29 protein-coding genes and 2 other annotated features (1 of these 31 running past the window's edge) are annotated in these 25,663 nt (G+C 32.3%); of the genes, 7 read left to right on the top strand and 22 right to left on the bottom strand.

All coding sequences use genetic code 11. From position 1 onward, the window contains the following. Positions 1–49: a binding site (T-box leader), on the bottom strand (it extends 196 nt beyond the left edge of the window). A gap of 23 nt (positions 50–72) precedes the next feature. From minD to B9Y54_RS10845, 17 genes are all read right to left on the bottom strand, one after another. After that, positions 73–867 (bottom strand): septum site-determining protein MinD, encoded by a 795-nt coding sequence (gene minD, locus B9Y54_RS10765; RefSeq protein WP_085560236.1) that lies wholly within the window; start codon positions 865–867, stop codon positions 73–75. Next, positions 868–1,566, bottom strand: coding sequence for a septum site-determining protein MinC (locus B9Y54_RS10770; protein ID WP_085560237.1), 699 nt, complete (start codon positions 1,564–1,566; stop codon positions 868–870). It lies immediately after the preceding gene. A 47-nt stretch (positions 1,567–1,613) separates the two neighbouring features. Next, complete coding sequence (gene mreD, locus B9Y54_RS10775; protein ID WP_085560238.1) at positions 1,614–2,138, bottom strand: rod shape-determining protein MreD; 525 nt, start codon at positions 2,136–2,138, stop codon at positions 1,614–1,616. A 1-nt stretch (position 2,139) separates the two neighbouring features. Then, on the bottom strand, positions 2,140–2,991 hold the full coding sequence (mreC, locus tag B9Y54_RS10780; RefSeq protein ID WP_085560239.1) for a rod shape-determining protein MreC: 852 nt from the start codon (positions 2,989–2,991) through the stop codon (positions 2,140–2,142). A 150-nt stretch (positions 2,992–3,141) separates the two neighbouring features. Continuing rightward, a complete protein-coding gene (locus B9Y54_RS10785; protein WP_085560240.1) occupies positions 3,142–4,155 on the bottom strand; it encodes a rod shape-determining protein in 1,014 nt (337 codons plus the stop codon). A gap of 305 nt (positions 4,156–4,460) precedes the next feature. Then, the gene (locus B9Y54_RS10790) at positions 4,461–4,661 is read right to left on the bottom strand and encodes a cold-shock protein (protein WP_034550685.1); all 201 of its coding nucleotides are present in this window, start codon (positions 4,659–4,661) and stop codon (positions 4,461–4,463) included. 284 nt (positions 4,662–4,945) lie between these two features. Beyond that, positions 4,946–5,146 (bottom strand): cold-shock protein, encoded by a 201-nt coding sequence (locus tag B9Y54_RS10795; protein ID WP_034550685.1) that lies wholly within the window; start codon positions 5,144–5,146, stop codon positions 4,946–4,948. Positions 5,147–5,364: 218 nt separating this feature from the next. Beyond that, a complete protein-coding gene (locus B9Y54_RS10800) occupies positions 5,365–5,565 on the bottom strand; it encodes a cold-shock protein (protein ID WP_034550685.1) in 201 nt (66 codons plus the stop codon). 273 nt (positions 5,566–5,838) lie between these two features. Beyond that, positions 5,839–6,039: a cold-shock protein gene (locus tag B9Y54_RS10805; RefSeq protein WP_034550685.1), complete on the bottom strand. Its 201-nt coding sequence runs from the start codon at positions 6,037–6,039 to the stop codon at positions 5,839–5,841. Positions 6,040–6,202: 163 nt separating this feature from the next. Then, entirely contained in the window at positions 6,203–6,895 is a 693-nt protein-coding gene (radC, locus tag B9Y54_RS10810; protein WP_085560241.1) for a RadC family protein, read from the bottom strand. Positions 6,896–6,974: 79 nt separating this feature from the next. Continuing rightward, entirely contained in the window at positions 6,975–8,270 is a 1,296-nt protein-coding gene (locus tag B9Y54_RS10815) for a bifunctional folylpolyglutamate synthase/dihydrofolate synthase (RefSeq protein ID WP_085560242.1), read from the bottom strand. A 119-nt stretch (positions 8,271–8,389) separates the two neighbouring features. Next, complete coding sequence (locus B9Y54_RS10820) at positions 8,390–11,035, bottom strand: valine--tRNA ligase (RefSeq protein WP_085560243.1); 2,646 nt, start codon at positions 11,033–11,035, stop codon at positions 8,390–8,392. Between the two features lie 70 nt (positions 11,036–11,105). Then, positions 11,106–11,337, bottom strand: a binding site (T-box leader). Positions 11,338–11,401: 64 nt separating this feature from the next. Next, entirely contained in the window at positions 11,402–11,893 is a 492-nt protein-coding gene (tpx, locus tag B9Y54_RS10825; protein ID WP_085560244.1) for a thiol peroxidase, read from the bottom strand. Between the two features lie 152 nt (positions 11,894–12,045). Beyond that, entirely contained in the window at positions 12,046–12,705 is a 660-nt protein-coding gene (locus tag B9Y54_RS10830; protein WP_085560245.1) for a redox-sensing transcriptional repressor Rex, read from the bottom strand. A 186-nt stretch (positions 12,706–12,891) separates the two neighbouring features. Beyond that, positions 12,892–14,109, bottom strand: a complete 1,218-nt coding sequence (thiI, locus tag B9Y54_RS10835; RefSeq protein ID WP_085560246.1) for a tRNA uracil 4-sulfurtransferase ThiI — start codon at positions 14,107–14,109, stop codon at positions 12,892–12,894. 20 nt (positions 14,110–14,129) lie between these two features. After that, the gene (locus B9Y54_RS10840; RefSeq protein ID WP_085560247.1) at positions 14,130–15,272 is read right to left on the bottom strand and encodes a cysteine desulfurase family protein; all 1,143 of its coding nucleotides are present in this window, start codon (positions 15,270–15,272) and stop codon (positions 14,130–14,132) included. Between the two features lie 117 nt (positions 15,273–15,389). Continuing rightward, positions 15,390–17,102, bottom strand: coding sequence for a septation ring formation regulator EzrA (locus B9Y54_RS10845; RefSeq protein ID WP_085560248.1), 1,713 nt, complete (start codon positions 17,100–17,102; stop codon positions 15,390–15,392). 209 nt (positions 17,103–17,311) lie between these two features. Between B9Y54_RS10845 and B9Y54_RS10850 the strand changes: the two genes are divergently transcribed. From B9Y54_RS10850 to B9Y54_RS12365, 4 genes are all read left to right on the top strand, one after another. Continuing rightward, complete coding sequence (locus B9Y54_RS10850; RefSeq protein ID WP_085560249.1) at positions 17,312–17,773, top strand: GAF domain-containing protein; 462 nt, start codon at positions 17,312–17,314, stop codon at positions 17,771–17,773. A 237-nt stretch (positions 17,774–18,010) separates the two neighbouring features. Next, positions 18,011–18,616 carry a 30S ribosomal protein S4 gene (rpsD, locus tag B9Y54_RS10855; protein WP_085560250.1) on the top strand — a complete coding sequence of 202 codons (606 nt, stop codon included), beginning with the start codon at positions 18,011–18,013 and terminating at the stop codon, positions 18,614–18,616. Positions 18,617–18,893: 277 nt separating this feature from the next. Continuing rightward, positions 18,894–19,250 (top strand): hypothetical protein, encoded by a 357-nt coding sequence (locus B9Y54_RS10860; protein WP_085560251.1) that lies wholly within the window; start codon positions 18,894–18,896, stop codon positions 19,248–19,250. A gap of 144 nt (positions 19,251–19,394) precedes the next feature. Beyond that, positions 19,395–19,538: a hypothetical protein gene (locus tag B9Y54_RS12365; protein ID WP_159446085.1), complete on the top strand. Its 144-nt coding sequence runs from the start codon at positions 19,395–19,397 to the stop codon at positions 19,536–19,538. Between the two features lie 54 nt (positions 19,539–19,592). On the opposite strand, the gene B9Y54_RS10865 is transcribed toward B9Y54_RS12365, so the two are convergent. Beyond that, positions 19,593–20,225 carry a YktB family protein gene (locus B9Y54_RS10865; protein ID WP_085560252.1) on the bottom strand — a complete coding sequence of 211 codons (633 nt, stop codon included), beginning with the start codon at positions 20,223–20,225 and terminating at the stop codon, positions 19,593–19,595. A 143-nt stretch (positions 20,226–20,368) separates the two neighbouring features. Between B9Y54_RS10865 and B9Y54_RS10870 the strand changes: the two genes are divergently transcribed. After that, positions 20,369–20,815, top strand: a complete 447-nt coding sequence (locus B9Y54_RS10870; protein ID WP_085560253.1) for a YueI family protein — start codon at positions 20,369–20,371, stop codon at positions 20,813–20,815. A 72-nt stretch (positions 20,816–20,887) separates the two neighbouring features. Here B9Y54_RS10870 and B9Y54_RS10875 read toward each other — a convergent pair whose 3' ends face one another. The 4 genes from B9Y54_RS10875 to B9Y54_RS10890 all read right to left on the bottom strand — a co-directional run bounded on the left by B9Y54_RS10875 (position 20,888) and on the right by B9Y54_RS10890 (position 23,014). After that, positions 20,888–21,412, bottom strand: a complete 525-nt coding sequence (locus B9Y54_RS10875; protein ID WP_234987911.1) for a GNAT family N-acetyltransferase — start codon at positions 21,410–21,412, stop codon at positions 20,888–20,890. Positions 21,413–21,473: 61 nt separating this feature from the next. After that, positions 21,474–22,166, bottom strand: a complete 693-nt coding sequence (locus B9Y54_RS10880) for a 5'-methylthioadenosine/adenosylhomocysteine nucleosidase (protein ID WP_085560255.1) — start codon at positions 22,164–22,166, stop codon at positions 21,474–21,476. Positions 22,167–22,185: 19 nt separating this feature from the next. Next, positions 22,186–22,437, bottom strand: coding sequence for a cell wall synthase accessory phosphoprotein MacP (gene macP, locus B9Y54_RS10885; protein WP_085560256.1), 252 nt, complete (start codon positions 22,435–22,437; stop codon positions 22,186–22,188). A gap of 16 nt (positions 22,438–22,453) precedes the next feature. Next, positions 22,454–23,014 (bottom strand): NUDIX hydrolase, encoded by a 561-nt coding sequence (locus tag B9Y54_RS10890; RefSeq protein WP_085560257.1) that lies wholly within the window; start codon positions 23,012–23,014, stop codon positions 22,454–22,456. 239 nt (positions 23,015–23,253) lie between these two features. On the opposite strand from B9Y54_RS10890, the gene B9Y54_RS10895 reads away from it, so the two are divergent. Further along, on the top strand, positions 23,254–23,958 hold the full coding sequence (locus B9Y54_RS10895; RefSeq protein WP_085560258.1) for a 5-bromo-4-chloroindolyl phosphate hydrolysis family protein: 705 nt from the start codon (positions 23,254–23,256) through the stop codon (positions 23,956–23,958). Positions 23,959–23,980: 22 nt separating this feature from the next. Then, on the top strand, positions 23,981–25,189 hold the full coding sequence (locus tag B9Y54_RS10900) for a toxic anion resistance protein (RefSeq protein WP_234987913.1): 1,209 nt from the start codon (positions 23,981–23,983) through the stop codon (positions 25,187–25,189). Positions 25,190–25,663: the final 474 nt, after the last annotated feature.

Below are 25,663 nucleotides of genomic sequence, written 5' to 3' on the forward strand. Positions count from 1 at the left end.
ATCTCTCTTGTAAACTTCTAAACTTACTTTTTCTCGTCTTTGCTTTTACTTATTCTTTACACTATAACATACTTAATCTTTTTTACCAAATATTTTTTTCCAAAATTTTTCTTTTTCTTTTTTTATCGACATCAACGGTACTGTTTCCCCCAATATTCGGCGAGCAACATTTCGATAACCTTGTGAAGCTGGATTTTTCGGATTTAAAACAATTGGGTCTCCTTTATTAGAAGATCGAACAACATCATCATCATCAAATATAATACCAAGTAATTCAACAGAAAGATGCCTTGTAATTTCATCCACATCTAAAAGTTCTCCATCTTGCATCATTCTTTTGCGAATTCTATTTATAATCAGTTTTGGTGGCTCTAATTGTGTTTGTTCTAATAAGCCAATTATCCGATCAGCATCACGAATAGCAGATACTTCAGGAGTTGTCACCAAAATCGCTTCATCTGCAGCAACAATTGAATTTTGAAAACCTTGCTCTATTCCTGCAGGACAGTCAATTAAAATATAGTCATATTCTTTTTTTAATTCTGCAATAATTTCTACCATTTGTTCACCGTTAATATCATTTTTATCCGCATTTTGTGCTGCTGGTAGTAAATATAAATTATCATTAAATCGTTTATCTTTTATAATAGCCTGATGTAATTTTGCTCGTCCTTCAATAACATCGATAATATCATAGATAATCCGATTTTCTAGTCCTAAAATAACGTCTAAATTTCTTAGCCCTATATCCATATCGATTAAACATACCCGTTTACCTTGTAAAGCAAGGGCTGTTCCAATATTTGCTGTTGACGTTGTTTTACCAACGCCACCTTTTCCAGAAGTAATGACTATTGCTGTTCCCATTTAAATTAGTCCTCCTAACATTTTACCTAACGTCGGTCGTATTTTCCTCAAATGATTTAGATTTTCAAAAGCTAATACATGTAAATCATTTATAAATGCGAATTCATTATTTTTCATAGCTAAATTTTCAGTTATTTTATTCTCTATAATTTGAATGCTATCTGCTATTCGTATTTGTGCGTTTGTTTGGAAGTCGGCAACAATAACTGCCGTTGCGTCGCCTTCAGAACCTGCATGAGCGACACCGTGTAATTCACCGATAATAAAAATACTGCCGTTTGCTCTAATTATACCGCCAGGATGAACCTTGCCCACAAACAAAATATCTCCAGAAGCTTGAAGCACTTGTCCACTTCGAATCGTGTGCATTTCCATTTGTAAGCTATTAGCTTCTTGCCAAGCTATCGCCGCTTTATAAGTTAAAACAGATGAACTTATTTTTTTTATTTCAAATTGACTATTTTCTTTTATTATTTTTGTTATTTTTTTTTTTTCTTTATCTGTTAGCAGACGGTTTCCAGTTGCTACCTCTAGTAGAATTTCTTTATTAGTTTCATTTGAGTCACCTTTTTTTGATTCCGTCCTAAGATGGTCTAATAATTGCTCTATCTCTCCAACAATTGTAGCAAAAGAAGCTGATTCGTTTAAAGTTAATACGAAACCATCCTTACTCCCTTTTAACGTTACACTCTGTTTCACTCAAACAACTCCTATCATCTAAATAACAAACAAGGATTTCATCATTTTTAATTCCCAGTCATTTTAATCATTGCTTTTTTTAATGGATAAAATGTAAATATAAAAAACACTAAATTTAATAATAAAGTAGGGCCTAAGCGTCCAGCCATAAAAGTATTCATATCAATCGCTGTAAAACCTAAAACTCTATAAATCCAATACAACATTGTTTCTAAGATACTTAAGTTAATAAAAACTATCATTCCAATAGTAATTAAATTTGGATTTAAAACTTGTTTCAACTTAGTTGTAACATAAACAATTAAAGGGAAAATAGCTATATATATACCTAAGATTCCTACGTAATAACTATCATAAAGAAATCCAAAAACAATTCCATATAAAATCATTTTATTTCTAGGAAAATAAAATGAAATCAATATAAGGATAAGAATGATCAGTCTTGGTACCATAATATTCCCATTTTCTGCATATAACTGTTTAAAAAAAATTTTCGAAATAAGACCATCCGCTAGTAGGCCAAAAAAAATCAGCATTGGAATAAAAAAATTTATTTTCAATTTCTTACTCATTTTATTCCCCGCCTTCAGCTGTTCGTTGAATAAAAGTCACATAACGAATATCATCAAAATCTGATGCAGGTACAACGTAAGCCTCTTGAGACAACCCGTGTGAGTCTAGTTTAACTTCATCTATTGTACCAATTAATAGTGAACTTGGTGATATTCCACCTAATCCAGAAGTCATGACTTGATCGCCTTTTTTCAACGTTACCTTAGTTGTTATTTGTTTCATAATTAACCGATTGCTTTCTATATCGTAACCATTAATAATTCCATGAACAAATCCTTCTTTTGAAGATACTGAAGCGGCAACTCTACTATTATTTTGATCTGAAGTTGTAATTAATTGAACTTTTGAACTAGCTGGATTCACTTCTATCACACGACCAATTAAGCCATTATCTGCCATAACTGATAGTCCAACAGTTATCCCGCTCTGACTTCCTCGATCGACAACAATTTGATTTATCCAATTATCAGGATTTCTACTTATCACTGTCCCGTTAATTTCTTCGTAATCAGAAAGTGTGTCTTGTAATTCTAGCTGTTCCTTCATTTTTTTATTATCTTGTTTTAAATTACCTAGTTCTACTTCTATTTCATAAATTCCATCAATTTTTGATTTTAATAGCTGATTTTCTTTATAGGTATTTTTTAAATTTTCTACTGAATCAATAAAATTGATAACCACGTTAGTCGGTCTTGATAATAATCGACCAGTTACAGCCGTAATGTCATTTCCAATTCGTTGCACTAATGTTGGCTTACCATTTCCTGAAATAGAATAGGCTATTAAACCTAAGCAAACAATGACACTCACCAACAATATAATTAATTTTTTATTTGAAAGAAATTGACGCAATTTATCACCTCATTAATTCTTCAGGCTTTGTTTATTTTACCATAACTTTAACTAAATAGCTTAGTAATCTACTAAATTTTTATTTCAAATAAAAAGATGCAAGAAGTAAAATAGCTTCTGCATCTTTTTGATTACACCATACTTCCTTACTTATTTCAGTCTTTTCTTTTTATATAAATCTATATGCTTGAGCGACTCTCCAGTACCTAGGGCAACACAATCTAATGGATCATTTGCCACGAAAACGGGTACGTCTGTTTCATCAGCTATTGCATCGCTGATATTTTTAAGCAATGCCCCACCACCTGTCAAAATAATACCATGGTCAATGACATCTGAGGAAATTTCTGGTGGTGTTTCTTCTAATGTTTCTCTTACTGCGCTAACAATACCGTCTACAACTTCTTTGATTGCTTCAGCTACATCTATTGCTGAAACTTGAATGGTTTGTGGTAAACCAGTCAATAAATCTCTCCCACGGACATCCATGGACCCATACTCAACTGCTTTATCAACTGAAGCACAGCCGATTTCTATTTTAATTTGTTCAGCTGTTCGTTCTCCAATCAGCAGGTTATATTTTTTACGTATATAATGAATAATCCCTTCATCCATACTATCTCCAGCTAAACGAATTGAACGACTACTTACGATACCTCCTAGAGCTATCGTTGCTACATCTGTTGTTCCACCACCTATATCTACAACCATGCTACCTGTTGGTTCCATCACTGGTAAACCAGCACCTACAGCTGCAGCAAATGGCTCTTCTAGAATAAAAGCATCTTTAGCACCGGCTAGTCTCGTTGCATCAATGACTGCACGTTTTTCTACTTCTGTTACTCCGCTTGGAACACAAACAATTACATACGGTTTAGATATCGTTTTCCCGATTGCTTTTTCTATATAGTACTTCATCATAGCAGCAGTTGTATCGTAATCAGCAATAACACCATTTTTCATAGGTCTGATGGCTACAATCGAACCTGGCGTTCTACCAATCATATTTCTTGCATCCTCACCTACTGCTACTATCTCACCAGTTGATAAGTCCTTAGCGACTACTGAAGGATCTCTTAAAACGATTCCTTTACCATCCACAAATACATTTGTATTAGCTGTTCCTAAATCTATTCCAATATCTTTACTTCCAAATCTAAACACATAATTCATCCTCTCAAGTCAATCAAATCTAATTGTTTTTATAGAATGTTATTTATTTTTTAGTTAACACTCAATAGATTCTAAAGATAGTATAACAAAAAAAACTGAACTTACCTTATTATATTTTTATCATACTTTATTTTCCCACTCAAAACATTATTTATTGAACACTTTTATAAATTATTTAGATGTTATTTTTTTAATAAGCTAGCTAAGAAAGACATTTTCCATCAAATCGTAATTTTATAATACACAAAAAAAAGACCTAATGAAAATCACTAGGTCTTTTGAAATTCAATTTTTAATTAAGCTTTGTTCACGTTTGCTGCTTGAGGTCCACGGTTTCCTTCTTCAACATCGAAAGTTACTGCTTGTCCTTCTTCTAAAGATTTGAATCCTTCGCTTTGGATAGCTGAGAAATGTACGAATACATCGTCTCCGTTTTCGCGTTCGATAAAACCAAAACCTTTTTCTGCGTTAAACCATTTTACTGTACCTTGTTCCATAATTAAATATCCTCCTCGTGCGTTTTGCACATTTTGTTAAGCCTTGCTAACGGTACGAATTGGAATGTTTTGAAACAATTCTTTTCTTTTACCTCACAAAAACCTTAAATTTAGTATAGCATGCGGTTTAATAGATAGCAAGAATTTTCCAGCTACTTTCAAACAATTATAGAAAAATGTTTTCACTCGCTTGTTTACTTAGTGAGAAATATCTTAATTAAAATTAAAGAAAAAAGAACTTAGTCCATGGGCTAAGTTCTTTTAAGTTTTAATTTTGATTTAAATTAAGCTTTATTTACGTTTGCTGCTTGAGGTCCACGGTTTCCTTCTTCAACGTCGAAAGTTACTGCTTGTCCTTCTTCTAAAGATTTGAATCCTTCACTCTGGATAGCTGAGAAATGTACGAATACATCGTCTCCGTTTTCGCGTTCGATAAAACCAAAACCTTTTTCTGCATTAAACCATTTTACTGTACCTTGTTCCATAATTAAATATCCTCCTCGTGCACTAAACACTTTGTATTTTTACGTTCTTATTTAAATATGATCTAGAATGTTTTGCAACGATTCTTGCACATATAGCAAATTGAACGATGGGTTTATTTTATCACAATACTATAATCTAAGCAAGTAAAACGCTTTATTTTTATATATAAAAAAGACCTGATAAAAATTATCAGGTCTTTTTGAAGTTTAAGTTTTAATTAAGCTTTGTTCACGTTTGCTGCTTGAGGTCCACGGTTTCCTTCTTCAACGTCGAAAGTTACTGCTTGTCCTTCTTCTAAAGATTTGAATCCTTCGCTTTGGATAGCTGAGAAATGTACGAATACATCGTCTCCGTTTTCGCGTTCGATAAAACCAAAACCTTTTTCTGCGTTAAACCATTTTACTGTACCTTGTTCCATAATTAAATATCCTCCTCGTGCGTTTTGCACATTTTGTTAAGCCTTGCTAACGGTACGAATTGGAATGTTTTGAAACAATTCTTTTCTTTTACCTCACAAAAACCTTAAATTAAGTGTAACATGCGGTTTTTTAGATAGCAAGAAAAATTTAGTTGTTTCTCAACTATTGCAGAATAAAGTTTTTCATTTAGTGAAAAACATCTTAATTAAGATCAAAGAAAAAAGAACTCAGTCCAAGGGCTGAGTTCTTATAAGTTTTAATTTAAGTTTAAATTAAGCTTTGTTTACGTTTGCTGCTTGAGGTCCACGGTTTCCTTCTTCAACGTCGAAAGTTACTGCTTGTCCTTCTTCTAAAGATTTGAATCCTTCGCTTTGGATAGCTGAGAAATGTACGAATACATCGTCTCCGTTTTCGCGTTCGATAAAACCAAAACCTTTTTCTGCGTTAAACCATTTTACTGTACCTTGTTCCATAATTAAATATCCTCCTCGTGCGTTTTGCACATTTTGTTAAGCCTTGCTAACGGTACGAATCGGAATGTTTTGAAACAATTCTTTTCTTATACCTAAACAAAAACTTATATTAAGTATAACACGAACAATAAAATGGTTCAACTATTTAATAGGTTTTCTTATATTAAAATATCCCAAGTTCTTTTAAACTTATATAATGAGTTTGTCCGATAATAATATGATCTAACATTTCAATTCCCATCATCTCTCCACAAGTGGCCATTCTCTTAGTAAACATTAAATCCGCTTCTGAAGGTTCAGGGTTTCCAGATGGATGATTATGCCCAATAATAATACGAGCTGCTGAAAATCGAACAGCTCCTCTGAATATCTCTCTAGGGTGAGCTACTGAAGAGTTTAGTCCTCCTACAAAGACTGTTTCTTTTTTAATAATCTCATTTTTTGTATTTAAGTACAAGACAATGACGTGTTCTTGTTGAAAATCACGCATTTCACTTAATAACATCTCACCAGCATTACGACTAGATGTTATTTGTCCAATCTTAATTTGAGAAGCTTGAGAAATACGAATGCCTAATTCAATCGCAGCTCTTATTTCTATCGCTTTAATTTTGCCAATACCCGCTATACTCATTAATTCTTCAATTGAAGCTGTTTTTAAGAAATATAAATTTTCAAACTTATTTAAAACTTTCATCGCAAGTGCCATCACGTTCGAATCTTTTGTGCCCGTACGAAGTAATATAGCTAATAATTCGTGATTAGCTAATGCCTTTTCGCCATAATTTTCAAGACGTTCTCTCGGTCTTGAAAAAGTCGGTACCTCATTAACTAAACTTGTCATTTTCCCTACCATAAAAACACTCCTTTTTTGTATCCCTTTTAAATATACGCAGGAAAAGGAGCTATTTTTATTTTTAACTCATCCATTTACCTTATTTTATTAATAGCGTGCGAACTTCTGAAATAAAATAAAGTGATCCCGTTATGAGAATGATGTCATTTTCATCCATCTCCTGAATAATATCCGCTAAAGCTTCTTGCCAATATTCTTTTATTGTTATACCTGAAAGTCGGTAGCTCTCGAGTTCTTCTATCTTAGCTGCCCTAGGATTATCGAAGCTCGTTAATGTGATATGACAATTGGGTAACTCTTCTAGCAAGCTAATCATCTTATTAACTGCCTTATCTTGTAAAACAGCAAAAATAAGATGAATTTCCTGCTGTTTAAAATCAGCATTTATCGTTTCTATTAACCGACCTATAGCTGGCTCGTTATGGGCTCCATCTAGAATAATTATAGGACTACTACTAATTTTTTCCATTCTTCCTGGCCAAAAAGCCGTTTTTAATCCTCTTCTTATCGCTTCATGATTTAATTCTAACCCTGTTTCTTGGCAATAGATTTGTATTGTTTCAAGAGCTACCATTGCATTCTCAATTTGATGTTGTCCCAACATTTTTATTTGCACCTGATTCAAATAAATATATTCGTCTTCAAACGTAAATTGTTCTCCCCACGTAGGTAAAGTCTGACATTTAGAAGACCAATAATCTTCTCCAAATAATTTTATAGTAGAGTTATTCTTTTTGGCAACTTGTTGAATAACTTGTAAAGCTTCTTCTGGAACCTTTCCTACTACAATAGGAACAAACGGCTTAATGATTCCCGCTTTTTGAAAGGCTATTTCAGCTAGCGATTCTCCTAATACTTGCATATGATCTAAACCAATCGTTGTGATAGCTGAAACTACTGGTATTATAACGTTTGTTGAATCCAATAGGCCTCCCAGTCCTACTTCAATAACTACTATATCGGCATGACCTTCTCCAAAATAAATAAACATCATTGTCGTAATAACTTCAAACTCTGTCGGCCCATCTAACTCCGTTTCTTCTAATTCAAGAGCTAAAGGGTAAACAATATTAGCTAATCGAGTTATTTCTTCATCAGAAATAGGCTCTCCATTTACACTGATACGTTCATTGAACGTTTCAATATAAGGAGACGTAAACGTTCCAACTATCTTACCATTCGCTTCTAATATACTTCTTAAAAAAGTAACCGTCGAACCTTTTCCATTTGTTCCAGCAACATGAATAGCTTTTATCTTTTCTTGTGGAGATTCTAATTTTTTAAGCATCCATTCCATGCGTTTAAGTCCAGGTTTCATTCCAAATATTTTTCTACCATGAATCCAATTTAATGCTTCTTCGTAAGTTTTAAACATTAGCTACACCCCGTCTTTTGTAGTCATCGTTTTTTACAGAGTATTGTATAATAAAAAGTAAAAAATCTTTGCCTTCTCTCATAGTAGTGAAGGCAAAGATTTTTTTCAAGTTTATTTAATTATGATTGAGTTTTTAATATTTCAATTCTTTCTAAAACAAGCATTTGTTTCTCAAGATACTCTTTTTCTTTTGCTTTTTCTGCTTCAACAACAGCAATTGGTGCATTGTCAACAAACTTAGCATTAGATAGCTTACCTTTAACGCGTTTAACTTCACCTGACCACTTAGCTAATTCTTTTTCTAAACGAATAATCTCTTCGTCAATATTAATTAATCCCGCCAAAGGAAGATAAATTTCAGCGCCTGTAATGACAGCACTCATAGCTGTTTCAGGAGCTTTAATGGTACTTGAAATAGTTAGATTTTCAGGGTTACAGAAACGTTCAATATAAGAAGTATTGTTTTTCAAAAATGATTCAACTTTAATATCATTTGTTTTAATTAACAATTCAACAGGTTTAGATAGAGGCGTATTTACTTCTGAACGAATATTACGAACTGAACGAATCAATTCCATTAATACGTCCATCCCCTCAGTCGCTTCTTCATCTGACAACTCTGGACGAACAACTGGATATTCGGCAACAACCAATGATTCTCCAATATGTGGAATATTCTCCCATATTTCTTCTGTTACAAAAGGCATCACTGGATGCAATAAGCGAAGTGTTTGATCTAAGACATGAGCTAAAACACTTCTTGTCGTTTGTTTAGCCTCTTCATCTTCATTAAATAAAATTTCTTTACTCATCTCAATATACCAGTCACAAAAATCATCCCAGATAAAGTGGTAAAGATGTCGGTTAGCTTCTCCAAATTCAAAACGCTCAAATAAATCAGCTACTTTTTCGATTGTTTTATTTAGTTTAGTTAAAATCCAACGATCAGCTATTGTTTTCTTACTAGTTAAATCGATTTGTTCAACTGTAAAATCTTCCATATTCATCAATGCAAAGCGACTTGCATTCCATATTTTGTTGATGAAATTCCAGGAAGCATCCATCTTATCGTAACTAAATCGTACATCTTGGCCAGGCGCTGAACCATTAGACAAGAACCAGCGCAATGCATCTGCACCGTACTTATCTACTACTTCCATCGGATCAATTCCATTGCCTAAGGATTTACTCATTTTACGACCTTCTTCATCTCGAATTAATCCATGAATAAGTACATCATTAAATGGTTTTTTGCCAGTAAATTCCAGACTTTGGAAAATCATTCGACTTACCCAGAAGAAAATAATGTCGTAACCTGTTACTAATGTGTTATTAGGAAAGTATCGTTTAAAATCTTCTGAATCTTCATCTGGCCAACCCATCGTTGAAAAAGGCCAAAGAGCTGAACTAAACCAAGTATCTAAGACATCTGGATCTTGCTCCCAGTTTTCACTATCTTCAGGTGCTTGCATCCCTACGTAAAGTTCACCCGTTTGTTTATGAAACCAAGCTGGTATCCTATGACCCCACCATAATTGGCGTGAGATAACCCAATCATGGACATTTTCCATCCAGCTTAAATAGGTGTTTTCAAATCGTTCTGGCACAAAATTAACTTTATCTTCCGTTTTTTGTAGATCGATTGCTTCTTTTGCAAGAGGCTTCATTTTAACAAACCACTGAGTAGATAAACGAGGTTCAACAATAACTCCCGTTCTTTCCGAGTGCCCTACACTATGGACCATTTTTTCAATTTTTACCAGTCGTCCTTGAGCTTCTAAATCTTTGATAACCGCTTTTCTAGCGTCAAAACGATCCATCCCCGCGTATTTACCAGTTATTTCATTCATCGTTCCGTCTGGATTCATAACATTTGTGCGCGGCAAATCATGGCGATTTCCAACTGCAAAGTCATTAGGGTCATGTGCTGGAGTTATCTTAACAACTCCTGTTCCAAAATCCATCTCAACGTACTCATCCGCAATTATTGGTATTTCAAGATTCATCAATGGTAAAATAATTTTTTTACCAATGAGATGCTGGTAACGTTCATCATCAGGATGAACAGCGACTGCTGTATCGCCTAACATCGTTTCTGGACGCGTTGTAGCAATTTCTACAGAACCACTGCCATCTGCTAATGGATAGGTCATGTGATAGAAAGCTCCATCAACATCTTTATGAATAACTTCAATATCTGATAAAGCCGTCTTCGCTTTTGGGTCCCAGTTAATAATATATTCCCCACGATAAATTAAGTCTTTATTAAACATCGTAACGAAAACTTTTCTAACTGCTTCTGATAATCCATCGTCTAACGTAAATCTTTCACGACCGTAATCAACAGATATCCCAACTTTTGCCCACTGTTCACGAATAACTAAAGCGTACTCTTCTTTCCATTCCCAAACGGTCTCGTTAAATTTTTCTCGTCCTAAGTCATAACGTGAAATACCTTCTTCAGCTAATTTAGCCTCTACCTTGGCCTGTGTTGCAATCCCTGCATGATCCATACCTGGCAACCACAAAGTATCAAAGCCTTGCATTCTTTTTTGGCGAATAATAATATCTTGCAAAGTTGTGTCCCAAGCATGCCCTAGATGCAACTTACCTGTAACGTTTGGAGGAGGGATAACAACAGAATAAGCTTCTTTTGTTTTATCTCCGCTTGGTTTGAACAAATCTTTTTCAAGCCATTTTTCATAGCGACCGGCTTCAACTTCTTGCGGTTGATATTTCGTCGGCATTTTCAATTCTTTAGACATTTTTTAGCCTCTTTTCTTTTTATTGTTTATAACTAACAAAAAAAAGCATTCGTCCTAATACAACTAGTTGTATTAGGACGAATGCTTTTTAATTCGCGGTACCACCTATTTTGTATATCTCCACAAGAAATATACCTCTCTTCACGTTTTTAACGAAACGTCATTCCGAACAAAGTTACTGTACATTCACCTTGTTAGCTCCCAAGCTACTTTCATTTTATTTTGGTCAAGAACTCTCAGCATCTGCTCTTTTCTCTGGATAACCATGTAACAAAACTACTTCTCTTGTTCATTGCTTTTTTTCTATAATTTAGTTTAGCACTGAAAAGATGTTAATTCAATCTTAATTTTAATATTCTGTCTAAATTAACGTACTGCTTTTGCACTTTCGATTGCTTTATCGTAGTTCGGCTCATCAGACATTTCTGATACCACCTCTTTGTAGATTAACTTGCCCGTTGCATCAATAATAAATACTGAGCGAGCTAGTACATTTAATTCAGGAATAGCTATTCCATACATTTTGCCAAAAGATAAATCTACATCACGAAACATTTCCATATCTATGCCTTCTCCTGCACACCAATTTTCCTGCTCATCTTTTGTATTTGTAGAAATAGTTATTAAGTTGATTCCTTCGAGTTCACTTACATTTTTATTGAAAGCTTTTGTTTGAACCGCACAGACTCGTGTATCAATATCAGGAACAACACTTATCAAAGTAATTTCCCCTTGACAATTTTCTAAAGATATCGTTTCATCATTTTTATTTCTAACAAAAAAATTTGGGACCATTTCCCCTATGTTGGGCTGAGTACCTTCTATTTTTAATAACTTGCCTTTTTTTGTGAATTCCATATTTACTCGCTCCTATCTCTAAACATATTTACCCATTAAGTATACGCTGTCTGAAAAGAGAAATGCAAATTTTAGATTTCATTTACCTTTCATTAAAAAAAGGTAAGAGTAGAGTATTATTACACTTTAGGTACTTTTATAATACTTAATGTTTACCTTTTTATAGTCGGTGGAAGCAATTTCCCATCATAATAAACCAATGTTAATATTTCACCAGTCAGGTCAATATAACGAACATCAACTCTTGAAGGAACAACTACTCTACCTGGGGCAAAATTTAAAATAGAGGTAATTCCTGAGTCCACTAGCATATTTATCGACTCTTGAGAGTATTCACTCGGAACGGTAGAAATAGCTACATGAATATTTTCACGAGATAAAACACTTCTCATTTGATCGATAGAATAAATCGGAACGCCGGATAAAATTTTTCCAGATTCTTCTTCATTTTTTTCGAAAGCACATGTTATTTTCATATTATCGTCTCTACGAAAATTATTAGCGATTAACGCTTTACCTATATTTCCTACACCCACTAAAGCTATATTTACGATTTTATTCACATTTAAAATTTCATGGAAGACTTCTAATACGTAATCAACTTCATAACCGTATCCACTTCTACCTAATTCTCCGAAATGAGAAAAATCACGGCGGATTGTTGCTGAGGGTATCTGTGTTAATTCACTAATTTCTTGTGATTTAATCCTCTTTACTCCTTTATCTGCAAGCTTTTTTAAACATCGGTAATAAACTGGTAATCTTTTAGCAGTTGCCCTAGGTACATAGTGTTCTTCCTGCTCACTTTTCATTAAAAATCCTCCAATTGCCTATCTCTTTCTTTAAATCATATCATCAATAAAAACAAAACTCAATCTTTTTGTGATAAAAATCACATTAAAATCATAAAAACGCTTTCTATGATTTATTGAAAAAAGATTAGAAATAGTATTTTCTCTAATCCGTCTGAGATAAGTCTATTTCTGATCTTTTTTAATTTATAATAGTGAAGAATATTTATCAGTTTGCTGGTTTTCTAGAGTATCTCCCACTTTTATTTCAGAGTAAACTAAATTATCCATTGTATGTTGGATTAATTCTTCTATATTAAGTCTTGCTTCATAGCGCCTACTTTTTTCTAAATCGGGCCTTGTTTTTGGAGTAGTAGGAGCAAATATAGTACAACAATCTTCAAAAGGTTGGATAGACAGTTCAAATGTCTCAATCTTTTGAGCTAAATCAATTATTTCATTTTTATCCATTGATACAACTGGTCTAATAATCGGTGTGACTGTTACATCATTAATGGCAATCATACTATGCAAAGTCTGCGAAGCTACTTGTCCAAGAGATTCGCCATTAATGATTGCCAATCCATTTTGCTTTTCACGAATTTTTTCTGTGATTCGTAACATCATCCGTCGTGTTACGGTCATTGAATATCCCTCAGGCACACATTTTTTTATCTCTTCTTGAATCTCAGTAAATGGGACTTCAATAAAGACAATATTCCCTACAAATGCAGCCATTTTAGAGGTTAAATCCTTAGCTTTTTGTAGAGACCTAGTGCTTGTATAGGGGGGGCTGTGAAAATGGACCGCTTCAATTTCTACACCACGCTTCATCGTCAAATAGCCTGCTACTGGGGAGTCAATCCCACCGGATAACATCAATATTCCTTTTCCGCTCGAACCAACTGGTAATCCACCCGCTCCTAAGATTGTTTCGCTAGATAGAAAAATACCTTCATTTCTGATTTCAACGCGAATATTAATATCAGGATTTTTCATTTTCACCTTAATATCTTCTATATTTTTTAAAACTTCAGATCCTAGTAAATGATTAATCTGATCCGTATCCAGACTAAACTCGTGATCTGAACGCCGTGCTGTAATTTTAAAGGACTTACCTTCTGTATATAACTCTTGGACCATCTCCACGGTTATTTTTTTCATTTTTTCAATATCTCTTTCCAATCTCATTACTGGAGAGAAATTTTGGATGCCAAAGATAGACTCTAATCTTTCTAAAACAATAGCACTATCTGCACCATTTAATTTCAGATGCATCCGATCTCGATCGCCTGTTACCTCAAGTTGTTCAAAATCGTACAAAGCAAATTTTACATTTTGGATTAATTTATTAATGAATTTCTTTTTATTTTTTCCTTTAGTAGATAATTCTCCATATCGGACCATTACTTCATTATATTGCATTACTTATTCACTTCTCTTTCTTAAGCATGGATGGATTGAAATTTTTTATATAAAACTTTAAAGACACTTAAAAATTGCTTTGCTTCTTCTAGCGTATTTGTATCTGACAAGCTGACACGGACAGCATCCACGGCAAGTGTATTTGGTATATGCATAGCTGAGAGAGTACCAGAGCTCTTTTTATTCTTACTAGAGCAAGCGCTAGTAGTGGATATATAGATTAACTCATTTTCGAAAGCATGAAGCAAAACTTCTCCTCTAATTCCCTTTAAAGCAAAACAAAGGATATGTGGCGCTCCTGCTTTCGTCGAAAACAACATTACTTTTTTGTAACTAGCCAATTCATTCATTAAATAATCTCGTATTTTTCTTTGCTTTTCTTGTTTGTTAACAGAATCAGTTAATATTAAGCGAAGAGCTTTTCCAGTTGCTGCTATGCCGGCAACATTTTCTGTTCCGCTCCGCATACGATTTTCTTGTCCACCTCCGTTAAATAAAGGAGCTATCTTTCTTCCTTTTTTCAAGTAAATAAATCCTGCTCCTTTTGGCCCATGAAACTTGTGACTTGAAAAAACAGCAATATCAATACGAGATTGTGGACCTAGAAGTAAAGGAATCTTTCCTATAGCTTGAACGGCATCCACATGAAAATGAATGGTTGGATAATTTTTTAATACTTCGCCAATTTCCTCAATGGGTTGCAAGCTACCTACTTCATTATTTACGGCCATAACAGATACTAAAATAGTGTCTTTTCGTATAGCTTTTTCTAGGTCTTTAACGGAAATAATACCATCTTTATCAACTGATAGATAGGTAACTTCAAAACCAAATTGTTCTAGTTGATAGATAGATTCACTAACAGCTGGGTGTTCTATAGTTGTTGTAATAATATGATTCCCATAATTTTTTTTCTCAATAGCTGTTCCTTTAACAGCCCAATTATCTCCTTCTGTTCCACCGCTAGTAAAAAAAATCTCTTCTGGGCTAACTGCAAGTAAAGAAGCTATTTGCGTACGTGATTGATGTATTAACGCGGCAGATTTATTTCCAATTTCATGCATACTAGAAGGATTTCCATTAATATTTTTAGTCACCTCTATAATTGTTTGTAATACTTCTTCGTTAACACTAGTTGTTGCACTATTATCAAAATAAATCATTTTTTCCACACTTTCTATTAGCTATTTCATTAGTCTTGTTATCTTTTTTTATCATTTAATTTAACACAAAACAAAACAGAGTTTCCAATTAAATGAAAGACTCTGCCACTTTTCTCATTAATTTTTTTTTTTATCTTCTAGATAATTTGCTTCTATTTTTTTAAATGATCCGGGTTCAACTTTTTCTAAAGTCGTTGAAATCTGTTCTAATGCTTTATTGTAATCAAATTGAGTATTAAAAGTTGCCATACTTTCTGCTATAGCATTCGCTATCTCTGGATGTGTATGTCGATAACGATTAGCGTATTGCATCATATATTCGCACAATAGGGCATTATCTACTAAATCTTCCGTTTTTCCAACTAATAATTCAACATCATCATCACATAAATTACATAATCGTTTGATGTCCTTCATATCTATTCTTAATTTATTCAACTCCTTAGATAGCTCTTCTACTCGTTCGGTCGTTAAAAAGAAAAAATCTAAGTATTGTGTAGGTAGTCCAGGTAAGTGCTGTTTCTCAATATATCGTTTTACTCCGCGTAGATTAAATTCAAAATCATCAATTTTATCTTTTACTTTTTTCTCTTCTTCTCTTAACTCTATTAAGGATTGGTTAATAATTTTTTGTTCTCCCTCTATTTCTTCAAGTTCTTTTGCATGTTCTATATAGCTTTCTTTCACCGCACTAAAGACGGCTTGACGACTATTCAAACCATCTGTAAAGGTGTCAAAATTTTCTTGTATTTCTGTTAACTGTTCTTGCATTTTTTGAGTTTGATTTAGCTCATCATGATTTAATGCATAACTTTGAGCTACACGGTCAATTTCAATCAGCAACTTACGATTTTTTTCAATCATAAACTCTATATAATCATCTAAAATAGGCTGATATTTAACAATATAATTTTTTGCTTCAATTTCAATTTCCATACTACTATATAAACGATTGATTTCTTCTTCTATTTCTTTATTTAATGATTTAGATTTTTCCATATCACAGTCCGCAATCGCCTCTTTGGAAATTTCATACTTTACTTCAACAGAATCAATATCTGCTAGGATGGTATCATTTAAAAATATAAACTGTTGTTCGACAAGCTCTTTGTACCCCTGTTTTAATTCTTGTATTTGCTCCGAGAACTCATTAGTCAGTTGTTTTAAAATACCAGGGATTTGTTTGGTACTGTCATTCAATTCTTTTGTATCTGCATCAATTTTATTTAAAATGCTTTTTGCTTCAACAGGGTCTCCAGAAACTGTTAAGTCTGAAACTTTAGCAAAATCAACCTCTAAAAGAGTCAGTTTTTTTTCCAGCTTCTCTAATGCAGGACCAAATGAAAAGCTCTGTGTCAGTAGTTTTTTCCTGATTTCTTGGTAGGTTTCTTGTATTCTTTTAACTTCTAATAAATTTTGTTCTTCGCTTTGTAACAATTCACGCAAGGCTGTTTGGATTTCATTGCTATCTATTTTAATATTTTTTATTAGCATTACTACCTTTTGTTCTATTGTTTTTGCTCTAATTAATTGCAGACGATTTGTCGCTTTTTTTGCATCAAACAAGTAGTTTTCTAAATCCGGAAAAGTACTTATCTCAATCCGTTGCCATTCCAAGCGTAATTGATCAAACTTTTTTTCCGTCTGTCCTGTTAATTCTAATTCTTTTGCTCTGAGCAGATCATCTGATATAGTTAAATCCACTAATTCAAATTTCTGTTTCTCTAGCCCATCAATTAATGAATAATGTCTTTTTTTCATTATAGAACTTATCAAATAAGCAGTAAGAGCCAAAAAGATTATAATCATCAAAATATATTCAAACTTCATTTTTATTGATACCTCCAGCTAATTTTATAATAAAATAGTTGTTATTAATTAGTTCATTTATATATTATCTAAAAAAAGTTAACATTGTTTGCATTTTCTTATAAAAATACCTATTATGTATATTAACATATATAATGAAATCTGACACTACTTAAAGGTTTTTATATTTATCCTATCTAGTAAGTGTGCTTATTACAGGAGGAATTTTCGTGCCTAAAGAATCATATTATCGTTTAATAAACAAACAGCTCTCTGCAGTCTTAGGTGATGAAACAAATTTGATTGCTAATTTGAGTAACAGTGCGGCTTTATTATTTGAAAGCTTACCAGATATCAATTGGGCGGGATTTTATTTGTACGAAAAAACATCAGACGAATTAGTCTTAGGTCCTTTTCAAGGTAAAGTAGCTTGTATAAGAATAAAAATAGGTGCAGGAGTTTGCGGAACGGCTTTCAAAAATAATACAACTCTAATTGTCAAAGATGTTTCTAAATTTAAAGGTCACATTGCTTGCGATGCTGCAAGTAAATCAGAAATCGTTATTCCCATTGTAATAAATGGTGAAAAAATAGGTGTTTTAGATATTGACGCTCCTATAACAAATCGATTCGATAAAACGGATCAACATTATTTAGAATTATTTGCTAAGATTTTACAAAAAAATAGCTAATCTGTACTTCACTGAAAATACAAAGCTTGCTCTTTAGAGTTACCCATTGTATAATTAATTTTGTGTAAAATAATGCAGCGTGAAAGTGGTATTCGCGTCAACAGTTTATTGCCAATATTGGTGCATTTGTGTAACCTGCGGCTGCAAAGGCGAAGAATGAAAAATAAACTGCACGGAGTATTGAACTATCAACTTATTATTTTACTCCAAAAAAAATATTATTGGAGGAATTTTATTATGTCACGTTATACAGGTCCAAGTTGGAAAATTTCACGTCGTCTAGGTATTTCACTTTCAGGTACAGGTAAAGAAATTGAACGCCGCCCTTACGCTCCCGGTCCTCATGGTCCAAACAGCCGTAAAAAATTAACTGAATACGGTTTACAATTACAAGAAAAACAAAAATTACGTAATATGTACGGTATGAACGAACGTCAATTTAAAAATCTATTTGTTAAAGCTGGAAAGATTAAAGAAGGTAAAGTTGGTGACAACTTTATGATCTTACTAGAACAACGTTTAGATAATGTTGTTTACCGTTTAGGTTTCGCAACTACTCGTCGTCAAGCTCGTCAAATAGTCAACCACGGTCATATCCTTGTTGATGGCAAACGTGTTGATATCCCATCTTACAGCGTTGCTGTTGGACAAGTTATCTCTGTTCGTGAAAAATCTAAAAACATGGAAATTATCACTTCTGCTGTTGAATCATTATTTGGACGTCCAGAATTTGTTAGTTTTGATGGAGAAAAATTAGAAGGATCATTGAACCGTTTACCTTTACGTGAAGAATTATATGCTGAAATCGATGAAGCATTTATCGTTGAGTTCTATAACCGCTAATTCAACTTTAATAAAAATAACAAACAAAAAACACAACTATAAAAAGTTGTGTTTTTTGTTTGTTTTTCTGTCGATTATAATAAGTCTGATTTCATTTCTAATTTTTTTTCGAGAAATTAAATTTGAACCAGATCAGCTAACTGCCAGTATCCTTCTACTCTTTATTTCACAATTCTGACATAATCTTTTTAAGTTTTTCATGATATATAAACACTTGATTCCTTAATAATTATAGATGCTTTATAATGACAGTAATAATTAATTTGAGGTGATGACTATGTTGATTGAAGTAAGTGATAGTTTTGGAAATGATATTAAGCGCTTAGCTGAAGCTGCTAATATAACTCCAGGTGAAGTAATTGAATCAAGCTTTAAAAATTCTTATTTTTTAAAAGAAGATTTACTGCATGGAAAAAATCACTTTTCAGATTTTATTGAGGAGTATCTCTCAGCTTTAAGCAGTTTAGACAATTTAAAAAGTGAGATGTTACTTGTTATCAAGAAAAGAGACGAATCAGATGCTATTCAACATGTTTTTAAAGAACTATTTAGACTTGCTAGCGAAGATATTACGTTATTGAATAAATTATTTCAAGTCTATAAACAATCCGATGATATTTCTAGTTTACTCTGATTTTCAACTCTTAAATAAAGTTCCTACACTTAAAATAAGTATTTCTTGCTTATTTTAGTTTGTCCTGGTAGATTATTTTTTATAGAGTGAAAACAGTTCTTTTATTTATTCAACTAATATAATTTATTTAAAGGAGTAATTATTGTGTATAACCAAACGATACTTGAAGTATCCGGTAAATCTATCACGTTAACACGCAATCGTTCGACATTTATTTTTTATCTATTATCTGATAGCGACGCATTAATTTTGTATGATTATATGGCTCGTTGTATCCATAAAAAATAACCAACAGATTCTGCATTAGAATTAGTCGGTTATTTTTTTGCTATTGTGTAAAGGTCAATTTGGATAAGCTTGAAAGGCTTGTTTATAGATAGGGACTAAAGATTTATAAGTTTCTAATACAAAAGTATAAAAAGCTTCAGAATCTTTAAAAATTGGATTAGCGGCACTTAATCGCCTACCAACTAAAAACTCGCCTTTTTTACTATCTCTCCATCTGATAAGATTTTTCCTTAATTCACTTTCATCAATAGATTGTACGTTTTCTTTTGTATGATCGTATGAAACAACAAAATCAGAAGGTAATGATTGAATAACAGTCTTATTATCAATAAAACTTTGTGCCATTTCTTTTTCAAATTGTGGATTATCAATAAATGCTAACCAGATAAATAAATGAGAATGATAGAGGCCCAATTGAAAGTGTGGATATTTTTTATATCCTCTCTTATCTCCTCCAATTGCACACCAAGTATCTTGAGGTGGATTTTTAGTTCTTCTAAGGTGTTGTGCAATATGCACTGGTAAAGTTTCATCACCTAGCAATAAGCTCAAGTCTTTCGAAATATCTGTTCCAATTTTTTTAAATTTAGGTTGAATTTTTTTACGAATTTCATTCATTCTAGAATCTAATCCTTCAATAGCGAAAATATCAAAATCTTCTTGAGTAAAAACCACTACATTTTTCATTGCTTGATTCCTTTCTGTGCTTTTAACGTAGTACTTATATTCTTATATACCATGGTCTATAAATGTAAAAATCCTAATATATGTTATAATAAAAGAGAAAACCAATTCATTAAGTAAAAGAAATTAAAAGGAGGGGAAGCTTTATGGGTTCAGATAACATGCAAAACTATTTAAGCAAAGGTATGTATGGAGCTCATCAGACTAAACCCGATGAGCGTCAAAAATATCTTGGAAGCTTAAGAGAACGCATTTATTTATCCATAACTATCGAGCAATTGTCTTCGACAGATTATTCAAAAGAAGTAAAGAAAGAAATAACTCAACATCCAAAGAATACATTATTATTTAATGGCTCTGTTGACATAAAAGATTTAGATTCCTACATTAAATTAAGTAACCAGTTAGACTGTTCTTTTAGAATTGTAACAGACGAAAACGCTGAGAAAAGTAATATTGGACTAGTTTACGTTGCTCCACAAGCAGTTAATATTGAAATTATTAATGTTGTGGAAAAATATCCAAATTCTGATAAAAAACTAGAAAAGGAAGTTACTAAAAAGAAATCCTTTTTTAAAAAGTTCTTTTCGTAGATTTTAAGATAGTATTGATACTAAAGCTCAAAAGAAGAGTTCTTTCTGGCTGTTCTTTTGAGCCTGTGTAACTTACTTATACTTATTTTTCCACTCAAACTCAATGACCTTTTCATCTCTTCCAATTATACCTTCTCCAGTTTTAATAAATCCATTATTTTCCAATATATGTTGTGACTTTTTATTTCTAGAAAAAGTTTTAGCTTTAATAAATGAAATATTTTCCATTTCTACTGACCACTTTAGAAATAGTTTTATTGCTTCGGATACAAAACCTTGATTTGAATAAGAATCAACAATTCCATATCCCAGTTCTGGAATCCATCTCGCACCAGCGTTGCCTTGCATGCTTATTTCTCCAATAATTTTATTTTCTTTTTTTAAAATAATTAACCTTGTCCATTTTTCCATTTCAGGCCTTTTTTTTAACTCCTCTAGCGCGAAGGGTAAATAAAAAGAAAACTCGATACCTGGCCATTCACTGCTTACATCATATCCTGATACATGACTTAAATTTTCTTTTCCTAATAAAGTCGCTTCAATATAGTTGATTTTATAAGCAACTAATAATAACCTTTCCGTTTCTATACTTTCCATTATTTCTCCTCGCTTTTCAAATAAAGATACTTTTATTAGTGGGTAACTGATTAATTGTCTTTTACATACTGATTTTTAATAATTCTAAAACCATATTTGCTGATTTTTTTCCAGCTTCAATAATAAATTCATCAAAACTAATACTAGCTTCTTCATTTGCAACATCAGACATTGCTCTTACGATAACAAAAGATTTTTTGAATTGGTAACAAACTTGAGCGATTGCTGCTCCTTCCATTTCTGCTGCTAATGCATCTGGAAAATCTTCCATTATTTTTTCTTTTTGAATTTTCCCAGCAATAAATGAATCACTTGTTACAATTAATCCTTCAATTGGGTGCAATCCAACATTCTTAGCTGCGGCAATTGTCATTTTAACAAGTCGTTTATCAGCCGTATAACGAGCTGGCATCTGCGGTACTTGTCCTATTTCATAATTAAAAATAGTCGCATCCACATCATGATAAGCCACTTCAGTCGAGACAACAATATCTCCAACTGCCAACCCTTTACCTATTCCACCAGCAGAACCAGTATTAATTAACGTTTCCACTTCGCATTGAGAAATTAATAACGTAGCTGCAATTGCTGCATTCACTTTTCCAATACCTGATTGCACAAGGACAACTTGGTGTCCTTCTATTTCTCCAGATATAAATAAAGCATTAGCTTGAAGCCATTCTTTTGGAGATTCCATTTTTGATTTCAGTAAAATAATTTCTTCTTCCATAGCGCCGATAATTCCAATTCTCATATTTCCTTCTCCTTTAAAATTAGATTAAAAAAACGATTATTAATAAAATAATAAGCAATATAGAGACAAAAATAATCGCTTTTGTTAAAAGTTTATCAATACTTCGGTATTTTTCATTTTCTGTTTTTCTACTCTTTAAAGATTTATCTTTTTTTTCTAATTTTTTTTGATAATCTTTTTCAACTTTATCTCGTTTTTTGCTTCTTTTTTTTCTTTCTTTTTTTTCTTTTTCCTTAATTTCTCGCAATTCAGCTCTTGTTTTTTGATCCATTTTTTTGTTCACAACCTCATCTATTCATTTGTTCCAATTGTCGTTTCATCTTCCAATAAAAAAGAGCAAATACTGTTTTAGCATCAATTATTAATTTTTCCTCATAAGCAGTCCATGCTTCTTCAAAAGATAAGGTTGTAAGTTCAATAAACTCATCTTCATCTTGTGCAAGAGGACATTCTATTTTTGTCAATTCTTCAGCTCGATAAATGTATAAGAGTTCATTTGAAAACCCAGGTGATGAATAAAATGATGTTTCTAGTTCAAAAACTTTGGCCTGGTAACCTGTTTCTTCTTCCAGCTCTCTTTTCCCAGTTTCTATTGGATTTATATCCGTTTTATCAATTATTCCTGCTGGTATCTCTAGTATCGTTTTTTCAATTGCTTTACGAAATTGCTTAACAAAAATCATTTTTCCATCTATTGTAAAAGGCATTATTGCAACTGCGCCAGCATGCTTTACTAGTTCACGAGTTGATTTTTTTCCGTTTGGTAGAAGTACTTCATCTACCCAATATTCTGTAATTTTTCCTTTGTAAATACAGTCGCTTTTAATCGTTTCTTCTTTAAATTTCATTATATTTCCTCCTAATTATTATAGATATCGTCTTTCTTATCATACCGTGCTAGAATTACTTTATCAATATTGAAATTATAGTCTTATTTGCAACTTTTAAGTAAATAATTTGATTACTGACAGCTAGAAAGAGAAATCAACCTTAAGTCTGATGGGCCTTTTGTATGCTTATATGATAAAATAAAGATATACAATAAACTGAACGATGAAATCAAAATAAAATTATGGAGTGATTTAAGATGAATGATTTTTCTAAAAATATTATCGCCGTACTACGTTATACTTTTACTAGTGTCTCTACAATTCTATTTTTTTTACTTTTAGTCTTTATTTTTAATTTAGATTTTTGGTGGTCCCTGATCATTAGTATTGCACTCGGCAGTGTCTTTTTCTACATGCAAAATGATAATGAAACCAAGAAGCCATCCACTAAGCTAAAAAAAGTATCTGCTGAAAAAGAAAATTTTTATAAATCTAATGGTTTAAATAAAGAAGAAATGAATTTCTTTAGAGAAACAATGTATCTTGCGAAAACTCAAATTTTAATTTTGGAAAGAAACATGTACTCTATTTCAAAGTTAACGGCTATCGAAAAGCGCAACAATACTTTACACCTAGTTAAATCTTTATTCAAAGAGATTACAGAAAATCCGCGTCGTTTAAATGAAGCTAACAAATTTCTTTATGTTCATTTATCCTCTTTAGTTGATTTGACAAATAAATATATTGAAATTGATCAACATGAAGTTAAAAGTAAAGCAACATATGATGTACTCAATGAGAGCGCACTAACTATAGACGAAATGTGCCACTTAATTGCAGTAGACTATGTCGCTTTTAAGTCAGAGGATTTCGATGATATGAGTATTGAGGTAGAACTTGCAAAAAAAACAATTGAGCGAGATAGTACAGATTTTGAAATAATAGAAAACCAAGAATTATAAGATTGCCCAAGGAGATGAAAAAATGGTAGATGACATGTCAAGAAATAATCTTTCAATTAAAGAAGTAAACTCTGAGTTAAATGAATTGTTATCAAATCCTTTTGGAGATGCTAGTTTAAATAAACTTTCTGTAAAAGATTCAGTTGAAAATGATATGGTTGAAACCGAAAAAGTTGATCGTTTAATTAACCGATTACCAGAAGAACGTCAGAAACAAGCTAGAGATTTAGCTGAACAAATTGATGTTACAAATATTCAATCTGTTATGAGCTATGGAGCTGCTGCACAACAAAAATTAGGTGAATTTTCCCACGCTATGCTAAATCAAGTTCAAAATTCGGATACAGGTGAAATAGGTGATTCCTTAAACGATTTGATGTTTCGCCTGAACGAAGCTAATCCTGAAGACTTAAGAGCGGAAGACAATAATGTTTTCAAAAAAATATTTGGACGAGTCAGAAAATCAATCTATGAAATGACAGCAAAATACCAAAAAATTGGTGCACAAATTGATAAAATTAGTGTCAAGTTAGATAAAGAAAAAAACGCTTTAATTAGTGATAATCTTATGTTAGAACAACTTTATCAAAAAAATAAAGACTATTTTGATGCTTTGAATATTTATATCGCAGCTGGCGAGCTTAAAATTGACGAGCTAACTACTGCGTTTATTCCTGAAGCTATCAAGAGCGCTGAAAATAGTTCAAATCAGATGGATGTTCAAATTGTTAATGACTTAAATCAATTTTTAGATCGCTTAGAAAAAAGAACCTATGATTTGAAACTAGCTCGTCAGATGACCATTCAGCAAGCTCCTCAAATACGTTTAATCCAAAATACGAATCAAGCTTTAGCAGAAAAAATTCAATCTTCTATCAACACAGCTATTCCCCTTTGGAAAAATCAAATTGCAATCGCGTTAACCTTATTGCGTCAAAAAGATGCTGTTACCGCTCAACGACAAGTATCAGAAACAACAAATGACTTATTAAAAAAAAATTCAGAAATGTTAAAAATATCTACTATTGAAACAGCAAAAGAAAATGAACGTGGCATCATTGATATTGAAACGTTACAACAAACTCAAAATGATTTAGTAGAAACTTTACAAGAAACATTGCAAATTCAGAAAACAGGTCGTTTAAAGCGAAAAGAAGCTGAAATTGAATTATCTGTTATGGAAGATTCTTTAAAAAATAAGCTTCTCGAGTTGACTAGCGATCAATCTTAAATAAAAGGAGAATAAATCTCTTCCTTATTTGCGATGATATAGCGAATAGGAAAGAGCTTTATTTTTTTATATCATATCTATCAAGTTTCTTTCTTATATTTTTGAATAGCGGTACAATAAATAGTGTATATTTAAACCTGTATATGATGATTATTTCATTTTCTTAAAACAACTGTTGATACAGGCGAGAAATAATATAATAAATATTAAGATAAAAAATTATGATATATCTAAACATGTTACCCCGTATACTGTTATAGTTATTAAGTGTGACGGACAAGGAACGTTATTTCAATAAGAAAAAATCTACCACTCGCTTATAAAAACAGATGAAACCCAACTAACTACTTCCAAGAATAACTTTAATCAAGAATTACTTAAAAAAGTTAATAAAATTACGATAAAACTGATTCATTTTTACGTCATTTTAATAATAAAAAGATAAGTGTTTATAAAATAAGAGAAACTATTTTT

Source organism: Carnobacterium iners (assembly GCF_900177385.1).
Classification (GTDB): Bacteria; Bacillota; Bacilli; order Lactobacillales; family Carnobacteriaceae; genus Carnobacterium_A; species Carnobacterium_A iners.

Bases quoted from the DNA above. Each gene is read 5' to 3' on its own strand.
- thiI (WP_085560246.1), bottom strand. From the start codon at position 14,109: ATGCAATATAATGAAGTAATGGTCCGATATGGAGAATTATCTACTAAA.
- B9Y54_RS10820 (WP_085560243.1), bottom strand. From the start codon at position 11,035: ATGTCTAAAGAATTGAAAATGCCGACGAAATATCAACCGCAAGAAGTT.
- B9Y54_RS10800 (WP_034550685.1), bottom strand. From the start codon at position 5,565: ATGGAACAAGGTACAGTAAAATGGTTTAACGCAGAAAAAGGTTTTGGT.
- B9Y54_RS10875 (WP_234987911.1), bottom strand. From the start codon at position 21,412: ATGGAAAGTATAGAAACGGAAAGGTTATTATTAGTTGCTTATAAAATC.
- B9Y54_RS10805 (WP_034550685.1), bottom strand. From the start codon at position 6,039: ATGGAACAAGGTACAGTAAAATGGTTTAACGCAGAAAAAGGTTTTGGT.
- B9Y54_RS10830 (WP_085560245.1), bottom strand. From the start codon at position 12,705: ATGAAAAGTGAGCAGGAAGAACACTATGTACCTAGGGCAACTGCTAAA.
- rpsD (WP_085560250.1), top strand. From the start codon at position 18,011: ATGTCACGTTATACAGGTCCAAGTTGGAAAATTTCACGTCGTCTAGGT.
- radC (WP_085560241.1), bottom strand. From the start codon at position 6,895: ATGGTAGGGAAAATGACAAGTTTAGTTAATGAGGTACCGACTTTTTCA.
- mreD (WP_085560238.1), bottom strand. From the start codon at position 2,138: ATGAGTAAGAAATTGAAAATAAATTTTTTTATTCCAATGCTGATTTTT.
- B9Y54_RS10815 (WP_085560242.1), bottom strand. From the start codon at position 8,270: ATGTTTAAAACTTACGAAGAAGCATTAAATTGGATTCATGGTAGAAAA.
- tpx (WP_085560244.1), bottom strand. From the start codon at position 11,893: ATGGAATTCACAAAAAAAGGCAAGTTATTAAAAATAGAAGGTACTCAG.
- B9Y54_RS10895 (WP_085560258.1), top strand. From the start codon at position 23,254: ATGAATGATTTTTCTAAAAATATTATCGCCGTACTACGTTATACTTTT.
- B9Y54_RS10840 (WP_085560247.1), bottom strand. From the start codon at position 15,272: ATGATTTATTTTGATAATAGTGCAACAACTAGTGTTAACGAAGAAGTA.
- B9Y54_RS10860 (WP_085560251.1), top strand. From the start codon at position 18,894: ATGTTGATTGAAGTAAGTGATAGTTTTGGAAATGATATTAAGCGCTTA.
- B9Y54_RS10870 (WP_085560253.1), top strand. From the start codon at position 20,369: ATGGGTTCAGATAACATGCAAAACTATTTAAGCAAAGGTATGTATGGA.
- minD (WP_085560236.1), bottom strand. From the start codon at position 867: ATGGGAACAGCAATAGTCATTACTTCTGGAAAAGGTGGCGTTGGTAAA.
- B9Y54_RS10900 (WP_234987913.1), top strand. From the start codon at position 23,981: ATGGTAGATGACATGTCAAGAAATAATCTTTCAATTAAAGAAGTAAAC.
- B9Y54_RS10880 (WP_085560255.1), bottom strand. From the start codon at position 22,166: ATGAGAATTGGAATTATCGGCGCTATGGAAGAAGAAATTATTTTACTG.
- B9Y54_RS10890 (WP_085560257.1), bottom strand. From the start codon at position 23,014: ATGAAATTTAAAGAAGAAACGATTAAAAGCGACTGTATTTACAAAGGA.
- macP (WP_085560256.1), bottom strand. From the start codon at position 22,437: ATGGATCAAAAAACAAGAGCTGAATTGCGAGAAATTAAGGAAAAAGAA.
- B9Y54_RS10845 (WP_085560248.1), bottom strand. From the start codon at position 17,102: ATGAAGTTTGAATATATTTTGATGATTATAATCTTTTTGGCTCTTACT.
- B9Y54_RS10795 (WP_034550685.1), bottom strand. From the start codon at position 5,146: ATGGAACAAGGTACAGTAAAATGGTTTAATGCAGAAAAAGGTTTTGGT.
- B9Y54_RS10790 (WP_034550685.1), bottom strand. From the start codon at position 4,661: ATGGAACAAGGTACAGTAAAATGGTTTAACGCAGAAAAAGGTTTTGGT.
- B9Y54_RS10865 (WP_085560252.1), bottom strand. From the start codon at position 20,225: ATGAAAAATGTAGTGGTTTTTACTCAAGAAGATTTTGATATTTTCGCT.